The sequence below is a fragment of the Rhizobium sp. 862_C5_N1_2 genome (genome assembly GCF_051811205.1).
In the GTDB taxonomy this organism is placed as follows: domain Bacteria; phylum Pseudomonadota; class Alphaproteobacteria; order Rhizobiales; family Rhizobiaceae; genus Rhizobium; species Rhizobium leguminosarum.
Map to the genome: position 1 here is coordinate 103,072 of NZ_JBPWPT010000005.1, position 22,471 is coordinate 125,542.

Annotated in this window: 17 protein-coding genes and 4 pseudogenes; 14 read left to right on the forward strand and 7 right to left on the reverse strand. The window is 56.5% G+C overall.

The annotated features are described in order from the left end of the window. Positions 1 to 66: 66 nt before the first annotated feature. Entirely contained in the window at positions 67 to 423 is a 357-nt protein-coding gene (locus tag ACD590_RS35895) for a hypothetical protein (protein ID WP_096772349.1), read from the forward strand. A gap of 102 nt (positions 424 to 525) precedes the next feature. On the opposite strand, the pseudogene ACD590_RS35900 reads toward ACD590_RS35895, so the two are convergent. Continuing rightward, positions 526 to 901, reverse strand: a pseudogene (locus ACD590_RS35900) (ATP-binding protein); the annotation flags it as partial. Positions 902 to 2,345: 1,444 nt separating this feature from the next. On the opposite strand from ACD590_RS35900, the gene ACD590_RS35905 reads away from it, so the two are divergent. The 6 genes from ACD590_RS35905 to ACD590_RS35930 all read left to right on the forward strand — a co-directional run bounded on the left by ACD590_RS35905 (position 2,346) and on the right by ACD590_RS35930 (position 7,350). Continuing rightward, entirely contained in the window at positions 2,346 to 3,371 is a 1,026-nt protein-coding gene (locus ACD590_RS35905; RefSeq protein ID WP_096772348.1) for an LLM class flavin-dependent oxidoreductase, read from the forward strand. Between the two features lie 150 nt (positions 3,372 to 3,521). Then, complete coding sequence (gene nodD3, locus ACD590_RS35910; protein ID WP_096772347.1) at positions 3,522 to 4,430, forward strand: transcriptional regulator NodD3; 909 nt, start codon at positions 3,522 to 3,524, stop codon at positions 4,428 to 4,430. 252 nt (positions 4,431 to 4,682) lie between these two features. Further along, complete coding sequence (gene tnpA, locus ACD590_RS35915) at positions 4,683 to 5,063, forward strand: IS66-like element accessory protein TnpA (protein ID WP_096772384.1); 381 nt, start codon at positions 4,683 to 4,685, stop codon at positions 5,061 to 5,063. Next, positions 5,060 to 5,407: an IS66 family insertion sequence element accessory protein TnpB gene (gene tnpB / locus ACD590_RS35920; protein ID WP_003574550.1), complete on the forward strand. Its 348-nt coding sequence runs from the start codon at positions 5,060 to 5,062 to the stop codon at positions 5,405 to 5,407. Before tnpA ends, tnpB begins: the two co-directional genes overlap by 4 nt. A 72-nt stretch (positions 5,408 to 5,479) precedes the next feature. Further along, positions 5,480 to 7,045 (forward strand): IS66 family transposase, encoded by a 1,566-nt coding sequence (gene tnpC / locus ACD590_RS35925; protein WP_096772372.1) that lies wholly within the window; start codon positions 5,480 to 5,482, stop codon positions 7,043 to 7,045. Continuing rightward, complete coding sequence (locus ACD590_RS35930) at positions 7,045 to 7,350, forward strand: hypothetical protein (protein WP_096772371.1); 306 nt, start codon at positions 7,045 to 7,047, stop codon at positions 7,348 to 7,350. The genes tnpC and ACD590_RS35930 overlap by 1 nt, the downstream gene beginning before the upstream one ends. Positions 7,351 to 7,826: 476 nt before the next feature. On the opposite strand, the gene nodD2 is transcribed toward ACD590_RS35930, so the two are convergent. Beyond that, positions 7,827 to 8,771 carry a transcriptional regulator NodD2 gene (gene nodD2 / locus ACD590_RS35935; RefSeq protein WP_096772353.1) on the reverse strand — a complete coding sequence of 315 codons (945 nt, stop codon included), beginning with the start codon at positions 8,769 to 8,771 and terminating at the stop codon, positions 7,827 to 7,829. Between the two features lie 443 nt (positions 8,772 to 9,214). On the opposite strand from nodD2, the pseudogene ACD590_RS35940 reads away from it, so the two are divergent. Continuing rightward, a pseudogene (locus ACD590_RS35940) lies at positions 9,215 to 9,463 on the forward strand (transposase); the annotation flags it as partial. Here the strand turns inward: ACD590_RS35940 and ACD590_RS35945 are convergent. Then, positions 9,455 to 10,287, reverse strand: a protein-coding gene (locus ACD590_RS35945) for an IS5 family transposase (RefSeq protein ID WP_239621145.1) whose coding sequence is annotated in 2 segments (ribosomal slippage) — positions 9,455 to 10,071 and positions 10,071 to 10,287 — 834 coding nt in all. Because the reading frame shifts where the segments join, the coding sequence is not laid out codon by codon here. The pseudogene ACD590_RS35940 and the gene ACD590_RS35945 sit on opposite strands and share 9 nt — an antisense overlap. 78 nt (positions 10,288 to 10,365) lie before the next feature. Between ACD590_RS35945 and ACD590_RS35950 the strand changes: the two are divergent. Beyond that, positions 10,366 to 11,169: pseudogene (locus ACD590_RS35950) on the forward strand (IS3-like element ISRel21 family transposase); the annotation flags it as partial. A 23-nt stretch (positions 11,170 to 11,192) separates the two neighbouring features. Here ACD590_RS35950 and ACD590_RS35955 read toward each other — a convergent pair. Together ACD590_RS35955 and ACD590_RS35960 are read right to left on the reverse strand one after the other, a co-directional pair. Next, entirely contained in the window at positions 11,193 to 13,256 is a 2,064-nt protein-coding gene (locus tag ACD590_RS35955) for a recombinase family protein (protein ID WP_097622254.1), read from the reverse strand. After that, positions 13,246 to 13,443: a hypothetical protein gene (locus ACD590_RS35960; protein ID WP_037145433.1), complete on the reverse strand. Its 198-nt coding sequence runs from the start codon at positions 13,441 to 13,443 to the stop codon at positions 13,246 to 13,248. The genes ACD590_RS35955 and ACD590_RS35960 overlap by 11 nt, the downstream gene beginning before the upstream one ends. Before the next feature lie 569 nt (positions 13,444 to 14,012). On the opposite strand from ACD590_RS35960, the gene ACD590_RS35965 reads away from it, so the two are divergent. Beyond that, positions 14,013 to 14,231 carry a hypothetical protein gene (locus ACD590_RS35965; RefSeq protein WP_096772157.1) on the forward strand — a complete coding sequence of 73 codons (219 nt, stop codon included), beginning with the start codon at positions 14,013 to 14,015 and terminating at the stop codon, positions 14,229 to 14,231. Between the two features lie 351 nt (positions 14,232 to 14,582). Here the strand turns inward: ACD590_RS35965 and ACD590_RS35970 are convergent, their stop codons facing one another. After that, positions 14,583 to 15,497, reverse strand: coding sequence for a hypothetical protein (locus ACD590_RS35970; protein WP_040111901.1), 915 nt, complete (start codon positions 15,495 to 15,497; stop codon positions 14,583 to 14,585). Between the two features lie 937 nt (positions 15,498 to 16,434). Here ACD590_RS35970 and nodA point away from each other — a divergent pair. After that, complete coding sequence (nodA, locus tag ACD590_RS35975; protein ID WP_096772155.1) at positions 16,435 to 17,022, forward strand: nodulation N-acyltransferase NodA; 588 nt, start codon at positions 16,435 to 16,437, stop codon at positions 17,020 to 17,022. Positions 17,023 to 17,434: 412 nt separating this feature from the next. On the opposite strand, the pseudogene ACD590_RS35980 reads toward nodA, so the two are convergent. Then, positions 17,435 to 17,818: pseudogene (locus ACD590_RS35980) on the reverse strand (GDP-mannose 4,6-dehydratase); the annotation flags it as partial. Positions 17,819 to 18,282: 464 nt separating this feature from the next. On the opposite strand from ACD590_RS35980, the gene nifH reads away from it, so the two are divergent. From nifH to nifK, 3 genes are all read left to right on the forward strand, one after another. After that, the gene (nifH, locus tag ACD590_RS35985; protein WP_054186393.1) at positions 18,283 to 19,176 is read left to right on the forward strand and encodes a nitrogenase iron protein; all 894 of its coding nucleotides are present in this window, start codon (positions 18,283 to 18,285) and stop codon (positions 19,174 to 19,176) included. Between the two features lie 106 nt (positions 19,177 to 19,282). Beyond that, positions 19,283 to 20,785, forward strand: a complete 1,503-nt coding sequence (gene nifD / locus ACD590_RS35990) for a nitrogenase molybdenum-iron protein alpha chain (protein WP_096772154.1) — start codon at positions 19,283 to 19,285, stop codon at positions 20,783 to 20,785. Between the two features lie 122 nt (positions 20,786 to 20,907). Then, a complete protein-coding gene (gene nifK / locus ACD590_RS35995) occupies positions 20,908 to 22,449 on the forward strand; it encodes a nitrogenase molybdenum-iron protein subunit beta (protein ID WP_239621149.1) in 1,542 nt (513 codons plus the stop codon). The last annotated feature ends 22 nt before the right edge of the window (positions 22,450 to 22,471 follow it).

Sequence of the window (22,471 nt, forward strand, 5' to 3'; positions counted from 1 at the left end):
CGTTCTTGGCAATCAGTGCGCAACCTCCCGGCGTTTTTCGAGGGGCTGCCTCTAAGGAGGTATGCAATGACACTCGCCACATCAACAGGGTTGCTGATCGCACTTGGGGCGATCTCCGTCTGCACTATCGTTCGAACCGACGCCCATCAAGCGAAGAGCGGCTGGACCTATCCTCCGGCGTGCTGCAAGGCCCACGGTTTGAGTGGAGATTGTCAGTCCATTCCGACTCAGAACATTCGTAAAGGGCCCCGCGGTTTTTCCGTCTTACTGCATGCGGGCGACCACCACCTCGCGACAGAGCCGCACCTTTTCTTCATTCCGTATGGGGACGAAATCCCTTCGGGAGATGGCCGGTATCATATCTGCCTTCATCCGACGGAAAACGACGTGAACTGCTTCTTCTCGCCGCCTGACAGTACCTAACTACATTTGCCAACTTGGCCACCGCTAGCTTCTCCACCCGTATCACTGGCGCTGAATCAGTGCGCATTCTCCATTTCAAATTGGTTCTGAATTAGTTAATGGCTATGGGCCAAGTGCGGGTGTAGGGATCCCGACTTTAGCTTTGAAGCGGTTTTCGAAGCGCCAGGACTCTTTCCCAATTTCTACAATGGTGAGTCAACCAATCAAGCAGTGCTGTCGTCATCTTGGCATCACCGAACGCCGACGGGGCGTTCACCGAAGGCCATGTTCGCCGGTGACGAGGATCGAGGTGCGCTCGTAAAGCCTGCGGATAAGATGGAACAGGAGCGGGCCTCCGTCCTTCGCGAACGGCAGATAGCCGATCTCATCGAGGGTGATGAAGTCGAGGCGTGTGAGGTAAGTCGACTATCCGCCTTGCTTGTCGTTCCAACCGGTTGACCAGATCGATGACATTGAAGAAACGGCCGCGCATCAAGTCCATGAAGCGATCTATAGAGTCTGATCTGCCAGCCCCTACGCGGCGTCTCCTCATCTCCCAATCGTAACACCTTTCATCCTATAAAGCTAAGATCTGGAAATGCAGGGACATACAACCGCACTGGCTCCTGATCCTTCCACCTCAGAAGGGACCGTGATTTCGCCCGGGTCGGCCTTACGCCACTTCGATCGACCGAAGGAAAGCAACGGTTCGGCCGAACATCCAAAATGGCATCGAACGCTTAGACGCCTTCTGAACATCGGGGCGAGCGCTGTTGTGCCCTGGGTCAGACGTGGCAAGAAGCGTTGACGTTTGAGCAACCCTTTGAAGGTGGAGATCCCGGGTTATTCACCTGGTGGATCAATGCCATACAAACAATTAATTTTACGAAGCCGTGGGATGTTATTAAACACCTCGACTATGAATTGGGGATACCATGATGTTGCTCCACCGGAGAGCAGCCGAGGGCTAGGTCACAGACCTGGCCGATAAATGGAGACGAATATGGCCAACGTGGAAATGCAGAACGCACTCTCGTCTGCCAATCAAGTGCGGAGACATAGCTCTGGGTCCTTTCTTCGCCTACTGCAAGAGCCTCGTCGCATTACACCGAATACCAGCCATAACCCGTTCGGGTCGCCACAAAAGCTGAACAACCACTAATCGAACTTCCCAATCCTTGGGTTCTCAAAAGTGAACGGAGCTGTGGGTATGCGAGATGGGGTGTTACTCGCCGCGAAGTCATACAGGGAATATGAAGGATCCAATATCATTTCAGCGTGAGCATTATGTTCAGCTCATCGGCGTCAGCATCGGTTTCAGAGCCAACGGCTTTACGAAGAGAACCGCAAGGATGTTAAGTATGGGTGAGGTAGTGAGCCTGGCGCTTTCGGAGCGGGGCTTTCGATCACCCTTTCGAAATTAACTTCGCACTTTTCAGGGCCCGGGCGGGTAAAAATGGAAGGTTTTGGCAAAGGGAATTAGAACGGAGAAATATATACTGGTAAATGTTTCCGAACGAAGCTCTTTGCCATTCCATATGCGTGAGTATCGGTACGGCTACGCAGATAAATCCATTGATGAAACTGTAGACTGCATTCTTGGAGCAGCCACCCGATTGTGGATGCGAGAGCCGTCGCCAGCAATCGCATGCTCGCAGCGGTAGATGAAGCGGGTGGCGTCCTAGTCTAGGGGGTGAAAGCTGAGCAGGTTCAATAAACTCGAAGCCCCAACATTTATAGGCTCTGGATGTGCGGCCTCCAATCCTGCCAGACCCTCCAACCACCTAGCGCAACGGGCTTCGGATAGATTTTCCGGCGCCGCCGTAACCATTAGATAATTCAGTGCAAACTTAAGACGGGCGAATAATTCCTGGCGAAAGACATCGGGGCCACCCTCCGGTTCTGGCCACCGAAAACTCGCCGCCAAACTTGGAGACATTCAGATGACAAACTCTCTTCCCGCAAAGCTGATGGTTGGCATTTTCGACCATTTGGACGAAGACGGCAGAGAGATTGCGCGCCAATATGAAGATCGGATGAAATTGGCAGAGGTTTGCGATCGCCTTGGCTTTTTTGGATATCACGTCGCAGAGCACCACTGTACCCCCCATGGTAGGGGACCTTCGCCGAATCTATTTCTAGCAGGCGTAGCTCAGCGCACGCAGCATCTTCGTCTCGGTCCGTTGGTTATGCTGTTGAACCTTTATCATCCGCTACGTGCGTTTGAAGAAATTTGCATGCTGGATCATCTGAGTGGTGGCAGGCTCGAGTTGGGCATGGGACGCGGCTCCTTACCAATCGAATGGGGCTTTTTCGGTATTGAGGAGGAGGTGGCGACATCGCGCTATCTCGAAGCCAGCGAGATCGTCATCCAAGCGATGAAGGGAGGAGCTCAAGCTCTTTCCTACAAAGGCGATCACTTTGAACTAGACAAAGTCCCGTTGATGTTGAGGCCACACCAACGTCCTCAGCCTCCGACATGGATTACAACCAGTCGTCCTGAGGTTGCGCGCTGGGCGGCTGAGAACGATACAAATCTTGCCTGCGGGGGCCCTGCTTCGACTGTTCGCCAGATCACTGATGCCTACCGAGCACACGAGAGACATACCGCCGGGGGCAGGAAACGGGCGCCATTCCTTGGGTTGGTCCGAATGGTGGTGGCCGGCAGCACGACGAAGCATGCCATTTCGCTCGCGGCCCCGGCTTATCAACGGTGGCTTCGGAGCTTTAAGTTTCTGTACGAGATAAACGGGATACAGACTCCTCAGAACCTCCCGCCAGATTTTGATGCAGCAGTAGACTGTCAGTTGTGCGTAGTTGGTACTGCGGCGTCAGTTAGGCAAGATCTTCTCGATCATGTCGAGGAAGCAGGTGCTAATTATCTTCTTTGCCAGCTGGCGTTTGGCGATTTGCCATTGGAGGCTTCCTATTACACTGCAACGAGCGTTCACTCTGGAGTTATGGCTTAATCTGGACTGGCCTCAGGTTGCTTTCCGAGCACAGAGATTAAGTCTCTGTGTCCGCGCCCTCAAATCGGTTGAGGAGCGCCAAGGCGAATTCAGCCATCGCCGTAGGAACAACCGTTGTGGAAGGGCTGCATTATTGGATAGTTAAAAGATATGCGATTCAAGGGCCTCGATCTAAATCTCCTTGTCGCGCTCGATGCACTAATGATTGAGCGCAACCTTACTGCGGCGGCACGTAGCATTAATCTGAGCCAGCCCGCAATGAGTGCAGCCGTCCGCCGGCTCCGCTCCTATTTCCGCGATGAACTTTTTACGATGCGTGGTCGTGAATTTGTTCCAACGCCGCGTGCGGAAGACCTCGCGCCTGCGATTCGTGAGGCTTTACAGCATATTCGTCTCAATATCATTTCCTGGGACAAATTTACTCCTGATCAATCAGATCGTCATTTCAGAGTAAGTTTGTGCGATTTCGTTACAGTTGTTCTTTTTCAGAAGATACTGGAGCGTCTTGCGCGGGAGGCACCCGGCATTAGCTTTGACTTGCTGCCGCTTACTGACAATCCAGACGAGCTCTTGCGACGCGGCGACGTAGACTTCCTTATTAGCCCACCGTTATTCATGTCGAGCGCGCATCCTAAGATAGATCTATTTCAGGAACGACTGACTTGCGTCGGCTGCAGTAATAACAAACAACTTGAGGAAGCCCTTACTGCAGAGGAGTATTCATCAATGGGGCACGCGGTAGTTAGGTTCGGTCGGACGCAGCAGCCTACCATAGAAGATTGCTTCTTGCAGGAGCATGGCCTCAAGAGGCGGGTCGAAGTCGTTGTTTCAAGCTTTAGCATGATCCCCGCCGCCCTGATGGGCACTGATCGCATCGCAACCATTCCGTTACGATTAGTTGGGCTTTTTGAGGACAAGATACCGTTGCGGATGACTGCGCCCCCGATAACGCTGCCGACATTCACCGAGGCGGTCCAATGGCCGGTACTTCACGACAAAGATCCGGCAAATATCTGGATGCGAGATATAATGGTTCAGGAGGCAGCGCGATTGCCGTGACCATCTTGAAACCTAGGAAGCTGGGTTGCATTGGAATCGATCGACCCGCGACGTGCCCGATTAGCTGAAGACGGCACCACCTGTGACTGACCCGCAGGCCATTTTATCGACGAAGCTGAGCGCCACGTCCGTCGCCGGTCGGCCGGCCTTCGGACGATTGGTGGTGAGCGTCCGGTGAGCGGATTTTGGTTAGGTGTGGGATTGGCGCAAGTTACGACACAGATGATTCATTTGTGACGTAACAGGGTATGAATGGCCAAGGTTGAGATCCTGACGGGTGCCGAGCGACAACGTCGATGGTCGACGGAACTGAAGCTTTCGATATTGCAAGAAGCGTTCAGCGCGGATGGCACCGTTTCGGATGTGGCGCGCCGGCACGACGTTCTTCCGCAGCAGATTTACGCCTGGCGAAAGAAGCTCTTGCCACCCGAATCTCCCCAGACCGCATCGTTCATCCCGGTATCGCTTATCGGAGCGTCGGAGTGCGTGAGTGAAGGCTCTAAGAGGAGCAGTGCTCGGCCGAGATGCAAAGACGTTGAAATCGTCCTGAGGAATGGCCGCTTACTGAGAATTGCAGCGGACATGGATCTCGAAGTGCTATCGTCACTGGTCGCTTGTGTGGAGGCGGCATGATCGGGCCTTCGGGGAATGTGCGGGTTTATCTGGCCTGCGGGGTGACCGACATGCGGCGTGGCATTGATGGACTGTCCGCGCTTGTCGAGACGGCTATCAAGGAGGTGCCGGGCTCCGGCGCAATCTTCGGCTTCCGCGGAAAACGCGCTGATCGGATCAAACTTTTATGGTGGGATGGCCAAGGGTTCTGCCTGTTTTACAAAATTTTGGAACGCGGATACTTTCCCTGGCCGACAGCGAAAGATGGGGTTGCGCATCTGACGCAAGCTCAGTTGTCGATGCTTGTTGAGGGGATCGACTGGCGCCGACCTGCGTGGACTTCCGCTCCCGGTCGAACGGGTTAAAAGCTATATTTTGCAAGGACATCCGGAGCATAATGCTAGCGCTTCCGGCGCAAATCGGCTACGTATGCGGGTATGGAAATAACGCCGCTGGACAGTCAGGAGGAGCTATCTGTTTTGCGCGCGCTCGTCGCTGAACAGGCGGCGAAACTTGAGCGCCAAGAAGCCGAAGTCAGCAAGCGAGACTCCATTATCGGGCTCCTGCGCGCGCAGTTGGATTTGCTCCGCCATCGGCAGCATGGCGCTTCTTCGGAAAAGATCGACCGGAAGATCGAGCAATTCGAACTGATGCTGGAGGAGATCGAAGCCGCCCGCGCCGAGGCTGAGATGCGCTCCGGGAAAGCTCCTTTGCCGGAGTTGGACGACGCGCCGGACAAGCCGAAGCGTAAACCATTGCCCGATGGTCTTCCAACCGAAGAACTGGTCTATGCAGCACCCTGCAGTTGTCCGACTTGTGGTGGCACATCGTTCCTGAAGGCCGCCGACAGGGTGATCCAGGTGATGGAGCACGTGCCGGCGTCCATCAAGATTGTCCGCCACGTCGAAAAGCGCATGATCTGCAGGGACTGCGATACGACGGTGGCAGGCGAAATGCCGACCCTGCCGATCGAGCGCGGCAAGCCCGGACCGGGGTTGCTGGCCCATATCATGGTCGCCAAATTCGACGATCACATCCCGCTCTACCGTCTATCCGAGATGTACGACCGGCTGGGGATAGATATCTCCCGATCCGTGATGGCCGACTGGGTCGGCCGCGTGTCAGTTCTGCTGGCTCCTCTCATCTTGCTGATCAGAGCCCATATCGCGGCGGTCGACCGAATACATACGGACGATACCCCGGTCGATGTTCTCGACCCTGGGCGAGGAAAGACAAAAACCGGGCGGGTCTGGGTCTATGTCTTCGATGGCAGCGGCTATCAAGATCCCACTCCAAGAGCCATTGCCTACTACTATAGCCCCGACCGCAAGGGCGCGCATCCAGCCGACCATCTCGCAAACTTCAGCGGCGTGATGCACGCGGATGGCTATGGTGGCTATAAGAAGCTTTACGGCAACCAGATCGTCGAGGCCGCCTGCATGGCCCATGTGCGCCGCAAGTTCCACGATGTGATCAAGCTGAAGCCATCTCCAATCGCTGACGAAGCGCTCTCGCGCATCGGTGCGCTCTACGATATCGAGGATCGTATCCGCGGCATGCCGGCTGACGAGCGGCGTACACTGCGCCAGCAACACGCCAGGCCCCTTCTGGCAGACTTCAAGAGCTGGATCGAGGAAAAGCTGCAGGCGGTACCACAGAAGCAGAAGCTGGCTGAAGCGATGCGATATGCCCTCTCGCGATGGGCAGCGTTGAGCGTTTACATCGACGATGGCCGTGTCGAAATCGATAACAACATAGCTGAGCGAGCCATGCGTCCGCTTGGAATCGGAAGAAAAAATTGGCTCTTCGCCGGGTCAGACAAGGGCGGTGAGCGCATCGCCAACATTCTGACTATCATCGAGACTGCCAAACTCCATGGCCACAATCCGGAGGTCTATCTCACAGACGTCCTGACCCGGATCCCGAGCCATCCCAAGGATCGGCTCCAGGAACTGCTGCCGTGGCAGTGGGTGCCGGCGAAAGACCGATACGAGGCTGCGTGATGGCACGCTCGAGGTTCATCTACACGCTCAAAGAAGTCGCCGTCATGATCGGCGAGAACCTTGAACTACTCGAGGAAGTCACCGCCAACTCGGACAATATCGCCGAGGGCGAATTGGTATATGTCCGCGATGGCAGTGAAGATGGCACAAAAGGCCTGACCGAAAATGGAATTGACGACCTTCGAGATCTCCTGGCCGACATACGGACGTGGGATGGTGGAATCCGCCAGTTCCTCGTCGATGAACAATGCGATCCCGAGGTGATCGAGCGCGTCATGGCAGATGAGCTAATCCGCAAGTCCTAAACCGTGCCTCGTTGACGCAAAAAATGCATTCGCCGGACGCTTACGACGATTGCGCGACCTGCGGTCTAGCACCTTCGGCGGCAAAGCGAAGGGTGCTGGGGGACCACAATTGCTGGTATTGTTCGTTTCTGATGGTTCTTGGTTTTTGGTGGCATCTCCTAAGCTCGGACGCTGCTCCTACGTAAGCAGGGACGGAGGCCTCGGGAATGTGGCCAATGTTCGCGTTTAACCGCTTCACAGGCGATTGGATCGCCGAATTCTAAACTAGTTTATGATAGCAGCCTTTCTAACCGCGGCTTCCTCAGCGATCCAATGCGAGCGCCCCACTGTGAATTTTCATGCGTTTGGGCTCTGAAACGCCTGTTTAGTGGGTGCAGTATCATGACTTCGGCGTCGGCCGCGAATTCTCCGCGTTAGTTGAACTTGTTCGGATTCGGCAGATCGTACTCAAGCAGGAACCTCCGTCAGGAACCGGATTATTGCAGCGAGCCATGTATTTTAAGTGCGTTGGAGGAAATCATATGGGAAGCTTCCTCAACCAATATCTCCCTAAACCAGATGCTCCCTGGATCGGCATTATGTAGCGCTGGCCATTGAACAGCTTCGGTGAAGACGGGAAGCGGTAACGGAAGGTTGATGATCCGCAAAGGAAAAGTACTTTCGTAATGCTCGACTAAGCGAAGCGGTAGGTTAGCTATGCGTTTCGTGCCACGCAGGACTGATGGTATTAAGCTAAACCCTTGCACGACGACCTCCACCCGCCTCTGAATCCCATTCTCGAGCAAGAACCAGCCCTCGACCGATGGCTTCAAAAAGCGCCCAAACGCGGCAGCGACGTGTCCCATGGAAACATATTGCTCGATCGTCAGCGCTGAAGGTAGGTCCACATTTGTCGAACAGGCTACGCATACAAATTTCTCTGTGAACAGCTTTGCGCTCGGGTGTGCGCCCGAGAGAAAAAATTCAGGCAGTATGAGGAAATCGACGTCACCGCGGCTAAGCATTTCGTACGGATCACTATCTAAAGGCAGCAACTCGAAGCTGACTCCGGGCGCTTCTCGAGCAACGCGCTCAATGATTTTATTGAAGTATATCAGCATCATGAAATCGGACAGAACTATTCTAAAGCATCTGTCAGACTTCGACGGGTTAAATGGCTCCCAAGAGATGATTGAGCATTGTACTTGCAAGAGAGTTTCGCGCACTGCCGAGGCAAGTCCTTCGGCGCGTGGCGTCAGCCGAAGTTCTCGACCATTCATTGTAAACAATTCGTCGCGGAAATAGTCCCGCAGCCTGCCAATGGCGGCACTCATGGCTGGCTGACTTAGATTGATACTACGTGCGGCAGCCGTTAGGTTGCGCTCGGTCGTGAGCGCGTCCAGTGCAACGAGCAGGTTTAGATCAAGGCCCTTGAAACGCATCTTTAGTCACATCCAAACAACGGATATTTTATATCCAAACAATCAAGTTTTCCAGTACAGAACCTTCCAGCCTAGCTCCAATGAAGGTTCGTCGATGATCTATTAAGTAGCGTGCATAGTTACGATAGACGTTATAGTTGCAGATAGTCTAATTTAAGTATGGAAAGGCGCCTTAGCAATAGGCGATGTGGAGCGGCGTCACCGAGCGACATAACATTCGCTAGTGAACGGAATGGGCGGAAGTAGGTTCATCATATCGCGATACCGGAGAGGCTTTGCCGTACGCTGGCTATCGACTGGCGGGCTCCTTCTATTTGGAAGCATGTTCAAGATATGGTGGCGTTGACCTGCCACTGAGAATTTGATCTGAACCCTTCAAACTGGACCAATTTTGGTTAGAGTTTTCCGGTGCATTTTCCTGGCTGGGAAAGGACCAGAAGACGATGGAAGCATCGCAGTTTTCGGACGCTCAGAAGGCGTTCATTCTGAAGCAAGGTGATGAAGGCGTGTCGGTTGCTGAAATCTGCAGGAAGGCGGGGATCAGCCAGGCGACTTATTTCAACTGGAAGAAAAAATACGCGGGCATGCTGCCACCGGAGATGAAGAGGCTGAAACAGCTCGAGGACGAGAATTCGCGCCTGAAGAAGATCGTCGCGGATCTAAGAGTCGGACTCGAAAAGGTTTCAACGATATCCGTATCTTGCCAGCCGCCTGGTGAGCATTCGGATGTGAGCGATGGTTATCCAGGCTTCTGCTGAAGCGATGGATGTCTCGAAGTCCTTGGCCAGCCTGCGGCATCGACCCAACCACGCAAACGTCCGTTCGACGACCCAGCGGCGCGGCAGGATTTCGAAACCCTTGGCCTTGTCGGTACGCTTGATGATTTCGAGTGTCCATTTTCCTATTTTCTGCAGCCGCTTTTTCAGCTTGTCGCCCGCATAGCCGCCATCGGCGAAGACATGAAGGAGCCACGGCCATCGGTTGCGGATGGACTTCAGAAGATCGGGAGCCCCGTCGCGGTCCTGTATATCAGCGCTGTGCACCACGAGACCAACCATCAGCCCGAGCGTATCGACAATGATGTGGCGCTTGCGGCCCTTGATCTTCTTGCCAGCGTCAAAGCCCCGAATACCACCGCTTTCAGTCGTCTTGACGCTTTGGCTGTCGATGGCGCCAGCCGTCGGTGAAGCTTCTTTCCCATCCAGCTCCCGCGCCTCCATGACGAGGTGATGGTTGATCCGTGGCCAAAGACCCATTGCCCGCCATTCATAGAAATACCGCTGCACCGTTGAACAGGGCGAAAGTCCTTCGGCAGCATCCGCCACTGGCAGCCTGTCGAAGCGATATAGAGAAGGGCGTTTAAAACCTCGCGCAGATCGGTCTTGCGTGGCCGGCCCAGACGCCGTGGCGCGGGCATGAACGGCGCAATAAATTCCCATTCGCGATCGGTAACATCGCTTGCATATCGGCTCGTCCGACGGACATATTGCCGTCGGGTGGTTTCAGTCCAGGCCATTGTGCACTCCATCGAATCTTCGCAAATCCGAAGGAATCACAACTGGCTGAAATCACTCAAATCTTTTTGGGGCAGCCTCTAACGCTGGACCGCGAGATGTTGCAGGATGTCATCCGCCGAAAGCTCTGAGGCCTGCTCGGAAGCGGGAGATGGTGAAAGGCATGTGCCGCGATTGGGCGATCTCGATCCGGCGTGCTTGTGGAGCGTTGAACTTCGATCGATCAACTCACCACTATACCTCTCGCCGTACTGATCAGGCCGGTCTGGAACGTCGTATTCGCGAGATCTGCGAGATCCGTGTGCGGTACGGCTATCGCCGCGTGCATGTGCTGTTGGAACGCGAGGGTTGGGGCACCAACATCAAGCGAACTTACAAGCATTTACAGGGACTTGGGGCTACAGTTGCGGAACAAAACACCGAAGCGGAGGGTAAAAGCCAAGCTTCGCGAGGATCGGCACATGGCCGTCGGCCCCAACGACGTCTGGGCGATGGACTTCGTTCACGACCAACTCGCAACGGGTAAGAAACTGCGCGTGCTGACGGTGGTCGACACCTTCTCGCGCTACGTGCCGGTGCTTGATCCACGTCATAGCTATAGAGGCGAAGACGTTGTGCAAACCCTTGAACGGGTGTGCCAAAAAGCCGGCTATCCGAAAACGATCCGTGTCGACCAAGGGACGGAGTTCGTGTCGCGCGACTTGGACTTGTGGGCCTATTCCAAGGGCGTGACGTTGGACTTCTCACGCCCCGGCAAGCCAACTGATAATGCTTTCATCGAAGCGTTCAATGGCCGCTTCCGTGCAGAATGCCTGAACCAGCATTGGTTCCTGACCCTTGCGGATGCCCGCGAAAAGATGGAGGATTGGCGTAGATACTACAATCCTGTTTCATAACACCCATCTTTCTATGTCATTGAAAGGAATAGATTTTCCTGATCTGGAGGCGATCCCGCGGGGTGGCGAGGGTTCTTCCGGGCACGATCGAGAATCTGACGTGCTTGCGGGGTCGCGAGTTTGGAACGGCTGAAGATCCATGGGCCATCGGGTAGCGGATGAGCCCCCTTAATATCGCCAGCCTCGGCCGCCAGACGCAGCGTCTTTGGCGATATCCCGAGTAACTTCGCCGCACCGCCCAGATTAAGCCATGGCTCAACCCCGTCGATCTGCGGACGGAAGACCGGAATCTTGCGATATGACCTCAGCGCGGTGACCCGCTCCCGTGTCCAGCGATTGCCATTGCCGGTCGTCAGTCCGTTGCGATTGAGGACACCGGCAATCACATCATCATTGGCGATCAAGACGAGCTGTTTCACAGCGTCGACAATGTCGTCAGGGGTCGCATTTCTTTGGCCACGGTGTCGCTTCGGCAGGCGCAGTTCGGTGTGGACGCCTCCAACCCAATGAATGACGAGGACGATCTCAGAGGTTCCATCATCGAGATCGGCGACCACTTCATTGATGAGCGTGCGCACGATGCGCTTCTTCAGCCTTGCATCGGTTGTCGGCGCCGTCCAGACGGCGCGAAGGTTTCCCGCAAGTGCGGTTACCTGTGATGCGGACATGGGGAACGGATGCGGCGTAACTGTCCGATGTTTGGCAATCTTGGCCTCGATCTCACCGACGCCAGTCAGCGCCTTGTTCCAGCGTGCTTCCAGCTCCGACGTCACCAGCCTATTCTCTGGATCGGCCGCGTCATATTGCCGGAATGCCCGGTCGGCTACATAGCGTGCTGCCTCGAGGTCGCGCATCAGGGCATCCTGAACCTGATCGCGTTGGTTGGCCATATTGCGTTCCGCCTCGACGGCGGCGGCAATGGCTCCTGGCTCGACCACGCCGAGAAGTGCCTCTTCGATCGCGTCATCGACCCGCAGACCGCCGAAGGCGATGCAACGTGGTTCGCCGTTGTCGAGCAACCCTCGCCAACAGGAATAGCGCGGGATGTTATGGTTGGCTCCTGTGTAACGAACCGTCAGCTTCCGGCCGCACCTTTTGCAGCGGAACAGGCCGGCAAGCAGAGCGTCGCCATGCTTCGGCGCTCCATGATGGCGACTGGCCGGTACATTGTCGCTGACCATCTTGCGGATCTCCTCCGCCCGTTCCCAACTGATGTAACCTTCGTGCGCATCCGGGATCAGCGCCAGCCATTCATCACGCGCCTTGCGGCGAATTCCAGATCGGCCATCGTATCCTGGTACGGAACGACTCTTACCATAAGCATAAGCGCCGCCGTAGATCGGGTTCGCAATCATCCGGTGGATGGTGGCATAATTTGGCCTGCGCCAGATGACGTCACCGTTGGCGCACCTGACGGGCAGGTCCAATCCCTGCTCAAGGAACCATAGCAAGGCCTGCCGGGCACTCCCGAGTTCGGTGACCTTGTCGAAGACGAGTGCGATGGCTTCCTGGATGCGCCGATTGGGATCCTTCTCGATCCTGTCACCGGCCTTTACGAAGCCGGCCGGAACAGTGACGACGAGTTCACCGCGGCGAGCCTTCTCATAGCGGGCGGAAAGGGAACGCTGACGCAAGAGATCGAGTTCATACTCGTTGAGGCTGCCCTTCAAACCCAAGAGCAGGCGGTCGTTGCCCTGGCGGGGCGCATAAACTGCTTCCTGGTCGACCAGGACGGTATCGACAACGCGGCACATCTCGATGAGTTGCTGCCAATCGCGGCTGTTCCGGGCGAAGCGCGATACCTCACGCGCGGCCACGGCGCCTACCTTGCCAAGGCAGACTTCCGCCACCATCCGATCAAATCCAGCGCGGGTCACGCCGCCGGCGGCCGAACGACCAAGGTCGTCATCCACCGTCTCTATATGTGACCATCCAAGCGCTGCCAGACGGTCGCGCATGGCGTACTGGAGGGCGCTGCTCTCTCGATTGTGCAGAACCTGGTGAGCCGAGGACTGCCGAACATAGAGGATGGCCTTCCGCTCCAGATGATGCGGCGCGATCTTCTCATGCATCATGACCGGCCTCCTTCTGTTGGCAGGCATGTCCGCACTTTGCGTGATCGACGAACAGCCGCACGATGAGCACCGTCAACGCTTGGCGGGTCTCCTCCGGCAACTCCGGCCATTGCGGCGTCCCTGCCGTCTTCCCCCGCTGCGGGGCCGAGAACAGATCGAACTGGCATGTCATGGGCTGGCGAGGCATGAACATCTCTCCGACTCGTTTCGTGAGAGACCAATGCTGCGCCCATTACCGAAGATTGCGATGAGGCATCAGCGTCCTTCAGCAATCTTGCCAAAGAATGCAGGCTTGCGAGATCGACGTGCGGGACCGCCAGGCTGCGCCAACAACCACTCACTGATCGGTCGAACATCCACGACGGGACCTCAAGAAGTCGACCAGAAGAAGAACCAGAAAGGCTGCAGCGGAAAATATGCGTCCCTTTAGACACCGCCTCATGCACGTGAACAAGCCGTCCGGACCAGGGATGCCACGGATACAGAAGCTCGCGAACCTCGGTCCCGTGGGTGTTCTGTCGTCGTGTTGTACAATGAGGAAAGACCTCATGGTGCGATCGGCAACAAGGTGCCGATCTCGTTGGTGAATTCAGGGTGCGCAACCAGCCCGCCTCCCTGAGTAAAGCCGGAAAACTCTAGCATGCGGTGGTCCAACGTTTGGGAGCGGTTCACTGACGCCGAGGCTCTAATCGCCGCCGGATGAAAATTCAGTGGCAGGTCACGGGAAGCGCTCCGCATAGATAGATGAGACGAACAATGGAAGAATGCATCAATATAGACAATCGGGATGACTTTGGTAACTGGGCGATCAAGGTCGCCAAGCAGATTGTCGGCGAACAGGGTTTTGATCTAGCCAAGGCCGTACGTGATGGAACCGAAGACGCAGTCCGGGAAGCAGGCAATGCTCTTGGACAGGCTATCAACAACGCGCTCATGGAAGTCTATGACGGCCTCCTCGAAGATGCGCCAGAATAGGCCCACGAAACGTTTAACGGCTTAACAACACTGATCATCTCCAGCACCGCTAAACCAGGATGGGTTCGGCGTGGCATGTTCAAGCCGGTGATATCGCCCTTTGCGCCGCGGCCGAGTGTCGCCAGCAAGGGGACAGACGTCAAAGTTTACGCCTTTGGTCTCGATGTTGCACAAGGAGCCAATTCCAGCGGTCACGAAGTACTTGGTATGCACCCGTGGGAACAACATGGGCGCTTCAATTGAACGGAAACTCAAATTTATGGCTGGCTCTGACAAATTACGGACGATCAGCGATAGTTCGGGTCTCCAGCGGGATTGCAGCATGAGGCCGGCAGTCAATACCAAAGGACATTACTGCGACTTCGCCGAATGCCGGTAATAGACATCCGCCAGAATGTGGTGGTCATGGCGGTAGACTTCGGCCATGATATTATAGAGGCTTGGATCGTGAGCCTCGAAATCTTCTGATGTGGCAATGGTGAGATTGCCTCGGCTGTAAGCCAAGTTCGTATTGAACCAAAATCGCGTGCCCTCGGCCCAATACTCATCGACGTTGTTCTCCATATAGGAACACGCCCAGAGGCCTTTCTCGTAGGCGTGCGAATAGGCACGTTCAACTCGTGCAACGAGATCAGGATCTACCGTGCGCAGCGCGTAGAAAATATTATGTGAGAATTCGTGAACAAGAATGTTCCCGCCGTAATACCGCGTGCCCGGCACGCCCATCAAATTCTCCACAGCTCCCGTCGTGTAGAGCCCGCCCATGCCGCGCGCCCTTTGTGCCCAGTAGTCTCGGGCAGTCATCTTGCCGATCGTGTTGGCGTAATCCCGCCGCTCGTCAGGGGTGAGACGTGGATCATCGGGAAGAGGCTTCTTCCAATCCCGCTGCTCGGGAATATCAGTCGTCGTCTCGTCAATTGCCATGACGCCCACCCGCGCTCCAGCCTGGATTAAAGCATCGCGGACATCACGGCGTTCTGACAACATGTAGAGGACAATGTCACGTGAGATCAATAGTGCCGTGTCTGGAACCTTGTTTGACGAAATAATAGGTATGCCCGCTGCGTCAGCATATTTGGCATAAAATGGATCCAGATTGAGTGATGTCGGTGGGCTGCGAACTATGAAAGTCTCGAAACTCGATACATCAGCCGCGGACAATGGCGAGTCAGATAAGACATTCTCAGCGCCGCCGAGTCTGCCTGCGGATGCAGCAAGAAGGTACCCACCGCACAACACCATCCCCATCGAGCATACGTCAATCATCGTGACCTCTCGTTAACGGCTGTCTTTCGTGAGACGACGCAACAATCGTGCCAGTCACTAAGTATTTCCTCGGGGGCACATCGGCGCCGCCGGCTCTGTATCAGACCATGTGCGTGACGATCGGCATCCGGTGACCAGGGTATGACGATCACCTCATACCGTTATCTAGGAGAAAATTGCGATCTCGCGGCCGCCTCGCCAGTCCTGGGAGGCGTTTGCTGTGTCCGGGGTCCTAAAAGCTTGCACCGGAAACGCACTGATCTGCGAATCCATTCCTGTACCCATCATCTTCTCCCGAGGTCGGGATCGCCAGGCAAGTATGTCCTCTGGCAATCTTCGCCGATACCCAGCGTGCCGGTCCATGGGTTGCGATAGCCAAAGCGAACCAGGGCGTTTTGCAAGGGGAACCCCTTTCAGATTCAACAGGAGAATGCTGCTGCCTATCGCCGCGTCCCATTTTGTGTGGAATCAGACGGGCGCAAACCGAACATTCCGAAAAAACCCCTCCGCCAGGTCGGGTCGTTCGACGACTTTCGACGCCGGGATAGACCAGCCCGGTCCCGCCGAGGGTTCTAATGTGATCTCGACAATTTGCCTGATTATCGCCGAAAACGTCTTTGGCTTGCTTCTGCCTGAGTAGCGAGCCCCTCAGTCATGGTCAACTTTTCAGTTCAATGTCGTGGATGCCTGATCAAGATGATCCAGCATGATGGACAAGGCGGCATGTTCACGAAGAAGTTGGAGCTCGGCCGCTTCATCTGGCGTCGGCAGCCGATGGCAGGCCGATTGATTGGAACGCATCCATTGGACGGATGAGTTCCATCCAAACAAATGATTTCACCAGCTTATACCAGTGCCATTAGAAGCGCCCCAACGAGTGCGTATCAAGTAGTTGCTCTGTCGACGCCTGGACAGAGTATTAAGTGGAGGTTTAGGTATGAGCCCTCAGGTGCGGTGGAAAGTATGCTGGGAAAACGAGTTGGAGCTCTCTGACCACACGGAGCTCGCAGATTTCTTTCGGAAGACCTATGGGCCAACTGGAGCTTACAACGCCCTTCCATTCGAAGGTGCTCGTAGTTGGTCAGGAGCTAGGCCCGAGCTTCGCGTAATAGGCTATGATGCGCACGGTGTGGCCGCTCACATGGGGTTGTTGCGTCGTTTCGTTCGGATTGGCGAGGTCGATCTACTCGTATGCGAGCTTGGATTGTGGGGCGTGCGTCCAGATCTTGAGGGGTACGGCATTAATTCGATGCGCATTGTTTACCCAGTGCTGCAGCAACTTGGCGTTCGGTTTGCGTTCGGCGGTGTTCGGCAGGCGTTGCGCAACCTTGTTCTCAGGCTCTGCCGAAATGGTCTTGCGACGGTTTTGGAAGGGGTACGCGTGCGATCCACCCTTGCCGATGTTTATCTCAACCTCCCGCCGACGCGCTGTGAAAACGTAATTCTGGTAGTATTCCCAATAGGATGCTCAATGAGTGATTGGCCATCGGGGACCTTGATCGAGCGGAATGGCCCTGAGCTATGAAAGAGCATGGTCCCATAGCTGAAGTTATCCGAAGAGAGACGGTGGCGGCCCAGTGATCGGTGCGTCTATTTAACCCTCGATGACGGACCGACTCACACGATGACACATCCCGCACCTTTCGATCTGCGAACGCTTAGACGTCAAGCTTGAGATATTCGAGACAAGCAGGACCATCAGGGACATATGCCCCGAAGCCTCGGTACCGCAATCCGGGCACCTGGAGGAAGTATGAACATTATCGGCTAATGCCGTATTTTTGCGCGCTCGCGGGTTCACGATCCGCGCTCCTCGTTCGACCCGCTAACTGACGCCACTGCCGCAGAGCACGGCATCGGAGCCTGCGTACAAGCGCACTGCCGACCATACTGCGATGGCCGACAACCCAGATCTTCTTGTTGGACAAGTCGTACACTTAGAGCTCTTCCCGGCTGTTCAGGGCCTTCCAGTGCTTGACACCTCGCGCACCTTCTCGGCGACGAGCTCCCGAACCGGGTTCTTGTGTTGCCAGCCCAGCTTCTGGCGGGCCTTGGTCGGATCACCGGCAGAAGATCGACTTCCGTCGGGCGGAGGTATCGAGGATCGACTTCCACAAGGCAGGCACCGGACGCGGAGTCGTAGCCATTTCGTCGACGCCGGACGCCTTCCATTCCAAAGCAATGTCCACATCGGCAAAAGCCCGCTCGTGAAATTGGCGGACACTCGTCGTCTCGCCGGTCGCCAAGACGTGGCCATCCGGCTTGTCCTGCTGCAGCATGCGCCACATGCCCTCGACATACTCACGTGCGTGGCCCCAGTCGCAGCTCCTGACGCTGTTTTTGGCCAGCTGTCGGGCGCTGCGGGCCTGCGCGATCGAAGTTGGCTTGTTCAGCCACAAGGCGAAGCTCTGTCACCTGGGCGCTCGCATCGTCGCCCGTGCGATACGCCATTTCTCTCTTGGCTACAGGGATGTGCGATTGTCTCCAGTTTTCGGAGCTTCGTTTGATCCTGCTGATAGTCGCGGTCTCCCTGCCGCGCGGTCGACCGAGCGGTGCAAGTGATGCCCTTACGACACCGTCTGTCGGCTTTGTCTTGTCGGCGACATTAGGGTTGGTTGGCCAGTTTCCTGTGCTGGCTCCGGCTAACTTCCTGAAACCCAACAAAAAGATCTTTCCTTCGGCTCGATCGGCCCACATGGCACGGGTTTTGAAGACTGCCCTGGGAGGCGGCGCGAGCTGCCGGCCTTTTACTCAGCGATGGATGGAACGAAAGAAGGAAGGCGATATGTCAGATTTGCGTCAAATCGCATTTTACGGCAAAGGGGGGATCGGCAAGTCCACCACCTCCCAAAATACGCTCGCAGCGCTTGTCGACCTCGGGCAGAAGATCCTGATCGTCGGATGCGACCCGAAAGCCGACTCCACCCGGCTGATCCTGAACGCCAAAGCACAGGACACGGTTCTGCATCTGGCAGCCCAGGAAGGTTCGGTGGAAGACCTTGAGCTCGAGGACGTGCTCAAGGCCGGCTACAAAGGCATCAAGTGCGTGGAGTCCGGCGGTCCGGAACCGGGCGTCGGCTGCGCCGGGCGCGGCGTCATCACCTCGATCAATTTCCTCGAGGAGAACGGCGCTTATGACGATGTCGACTACGTCTCCTATGACGTGCTTGGCGATGTGGTGTGCGGTGGCTTCGCGATGCCGATCCGTGAGAACAAGGCCCAGGAGATCTACATCGTGATGTCCGGCGAGATGATGGCGCTCTATGCCGCCAACAACATCGCCAAGGGCATCCTGAAATATGCCCATTCCGGCGGCGTGCGGCTCGGCGGCCTGATCTGTAACGAGCGCCAGACGGACCGCGAGCTCGACCTCTCCGAGGCGCTGGCTGCCAGGCTCAATTCCAAGCTCATCCACTTTGTGCCGCGTGACAACATCGTCCAGCACGCCGAGCTCAGGAAGATGACGGTGATCCAGTACGCGCCGGACTCCAAGCAGGCCGGGGAATATCGGGCGCTAGCCGAGAAGATCCATGCCAATTCGGGCCAAGGGACCATTCCGACCCCGATTACCATGGAAGAGCTCGAAGACATGCTGCTCGACTTCGGCATCATGAAGAGCGACGAGCAGATGCTGGCCGAACTACAGGCCAAGGAGTCAGCGGTGGCTGCGGCTCAATAACTGCCGCTGTCGACAGGACGCGCTGGCCCTTGAGCCAGCGCGTCCTTCCACGAAAGACGCTTCGTCGACGACGACCTAACCCGAACCTTGAAAGGGGCAGGGGCCCATGAGCCTTGATTACGAGAATGACAGCGTTTTGCATGAAAAGCTCATTGCGGAAGTGTTAGCGCAATATCCAGACAAGGCGGCGAAGCGCCGCAAGAAGCACCTCAGCGTCGCAACGAGCGGCGACGAGCCTGGCGATGAGCCGAAGGCGCTTTCCGAATGCGACGTCAAATCGAACATCAAGTCCATTCCGGGCGTGATGACGATCCGCGGCTGCGCCTATGCCGGCTCCAAAGGCGTGGTATGGGGGCCGGTCAAGGACATGGTCCACATCTCGCACGGGCCGGTCGGTTGCGGTCATTATTCCTGGTCGCAACGCCGCAACTACTACGTCGGCCTGACGGGCATCGACACGTTCGTGACGCTGCAGTTCACCTCAGACTTCCAGGAAAAGGACATCGTGTTCGGCGGCGACAAGAAGCTTGAACAGGTCATCGACGAGATCGAGGCGCTTTTCCCCCTCAACAACGGCATCAGCGTGCAGTCGGAATGCCCGATCGGGCTGATTGGCGACGACATTGAGGCGGTGTCGCGCAAGAAGGCCAAGGAGCACGAAAAGACGATCGTGCCGGTGCGCTGCGAGGGCTTCCGCGGCGTCTCGCAATCGCTCGGCCACCACATCGCCAACGACGCCATCCGTGACTGGGTTTTCGACAAGAACGACGTCGAGTTCGAGACCGGCCCTTATGACGTCAACGTCGTCGGCGACTACAATATCGGTGGCGACGCGTGGGCTACGCGCATTCTATTGGAGGAGGTGGGGCTGCGCGTGGTCGGCAACTGGTCGGGTGATGCCACGCTCGCTGAGGTCGAGCGCGCGCCAAAGGCGAAGCTCAACCTCATCCACTGCTACCGCTCGATGAACTACATCTGTCGGCACATGGAGGAAAAGTACGGCATCCCGTGGATGGAATACAATTTCTTTGGTCCGTCCCAGATCGAAACCTCCCTGCGCGAAATAGCCAAGCACTTCGGTCCGGAAATCGTCGACAAGACCGAGGCTGTCATCACCAAGTACCGGCCCCTGGTCGATGCTGTCGTCGACAAGTACCGGCCGCGCCTCGAAGGCAAGACGGTGATGCTCTATGTCGGCGGCCTGCGTCCTCGCCACGTCATCACGGCCTATGAGGACCTCGGCATGCGGATCGTCGGCACCGGCTACGAGTTCGCCCACAACGACGACTATCAGCGCACCGGCCATTATGTGAACAAGGGTACGTTGATCTATGACGACGTGACCGGTTACGAGCTGGAAAAGTTCATCGAAGGCATCCGCCCCGACCTTGTTGGGTCCGGCATCAAAGAGAAGTATCCGGTGCAGAAGATGGGCATCCCCTTCCGCCAGATGCACTCCTGGGATTATTCGGGCCCGTATCACGGCTATGACGGCTTTGCCATATTCGCCCGCGACATGGATCTGGCCATCAATAATCCGGTGTGGGATCTCTACGACGTCCCCTGGAAAAAAAAGGCCGCGCCAGCTGAGGCGGTTGCGGCCGAATGAGAGCTTGGCCTGTCTTGGGAGGGGGCAGGCCAGGCCCTTCCATCGGCCTTGATCCGCACTCGTGACAGATGACATCCCATTGCCGCCACCGGTGCGGCGCGATGAAAAGAAAGGTGCTTACTATGCCGCAGTCGGCGGAAAAAGTTCTCGATCATGCTCCCCTGTTCCGCGAGCCGGAATACAGGCAGATGCTCGCCGAGAAGAAAGCCAATTTCGAATGCCCCCACCCGGATCAGGTCGTTGCCGATCAAAACGACTTCACGAAGACCTGGGAGTATCGCGAAAAGAACCTGGGCCGCAAAGCCCTGGTCGTGAACCCGGCCAAAGCCTGCCAGCCGCTCGGTGCCGTCTTCGCAGCCGCAGGCTTTGAGCAAACGATGTCCTTCGTCCACGGCAGCCAGGGCTGCGTCGCCTATTACCGTTCGCATCTGTCGCGTCACTTCAAGGAGCCTTCATCGGCGGTCTCGTCCTCGATGACGGAGGACGCGGCGGTGTTCGGCGGGTTGAAGAACATGATCGACGGGCTCGCCAATACATACAAGCTCTACGATCCGAAGATGATCGCCGTCTCGACCACCTGCATGGCCGAAGTCATTGGAGACGATCTCCACAGCTTCATCGAAAACGCAAAGAACGAAGGGTCGGTCCCGCACGACTTCGATGTTCCTTTCGCTCACACGCCTGCCTTCGTCGGCAGCCACGTCGATGGCTATGACGGCATGATCAAGGGCATTCTGGAGAACTTCTGGAAAGGCAACGAGCGGAAGGAGGTTGCCCAAGCCATCAACATCATTCCCGGCTTCGACGGCTTCTGCGTCGGCAACAACCGCGAACTGAAGCGCCTGCTCGACATGATGGGCGTATCCTACATCTTCATCCAGGATGCCTCCGACCAGTTCGACACGCCGTCTGACGGCACGTACCGCATGTATGACGGCGGCACGAAGATCGAAGACGTGAAAACGGCGTTGAACGCCGAAGCGACCCTGTCGCTGCAGCACTATAACACGCGCAAAACGCTGGAATATTGCAAGGAGGTCGGTCAGGCTACGGCCTCGTTCCATTATCCGCTGGGTGTCCAGGCGACCGATGAATTCCTGATGAAGGTCTCGGAGATTACCGGCAAGGAAATTCCTCCGGCACTCGGCCTGGAGCGCGGCCGTCTCGTCGACGCTATGGCAGATAGCCAGGCCTGGCTGCACGGGAAGAAATACGCGATCTACGGCGATCCTGACTTCGTCTACGCTGTTGCTCGCTTCGTCTTGGAAACCGGCGGTGAGCCGACCCACTGCCTTGCTACCAACGGCACGTCGGCCTGGGAAGCCGAGATGAAGGCGTTGCTCGCATCCTCGCCCTTCGGCAAGGCTTCCCAGGTCTGGGCGGGCAAGGACCTCTGGGCGTTGCGCTCGCTGCTCTTTACCGAGCCGGTAGATCTTATGATCGGCAATTCCTATGGCAAGTATCTCGAGCGCGACACCGGCACCCCATTGATCCGGCTGAGCTTTCCGATATTCGACCGGCACCATCACCACCGTTTCCCGCTCATGGGCTACCAGGGCGGCCTGCGCGTCCTGACGACGATCCTCGACAAGATCTTCGACACGCTCGATCGCGAGACGAGCGAGCCGGGTGTGACGGACTATTCTTACGACCTGACCCGCTAGGAGCGGCGGCGGTCGGCCTTGT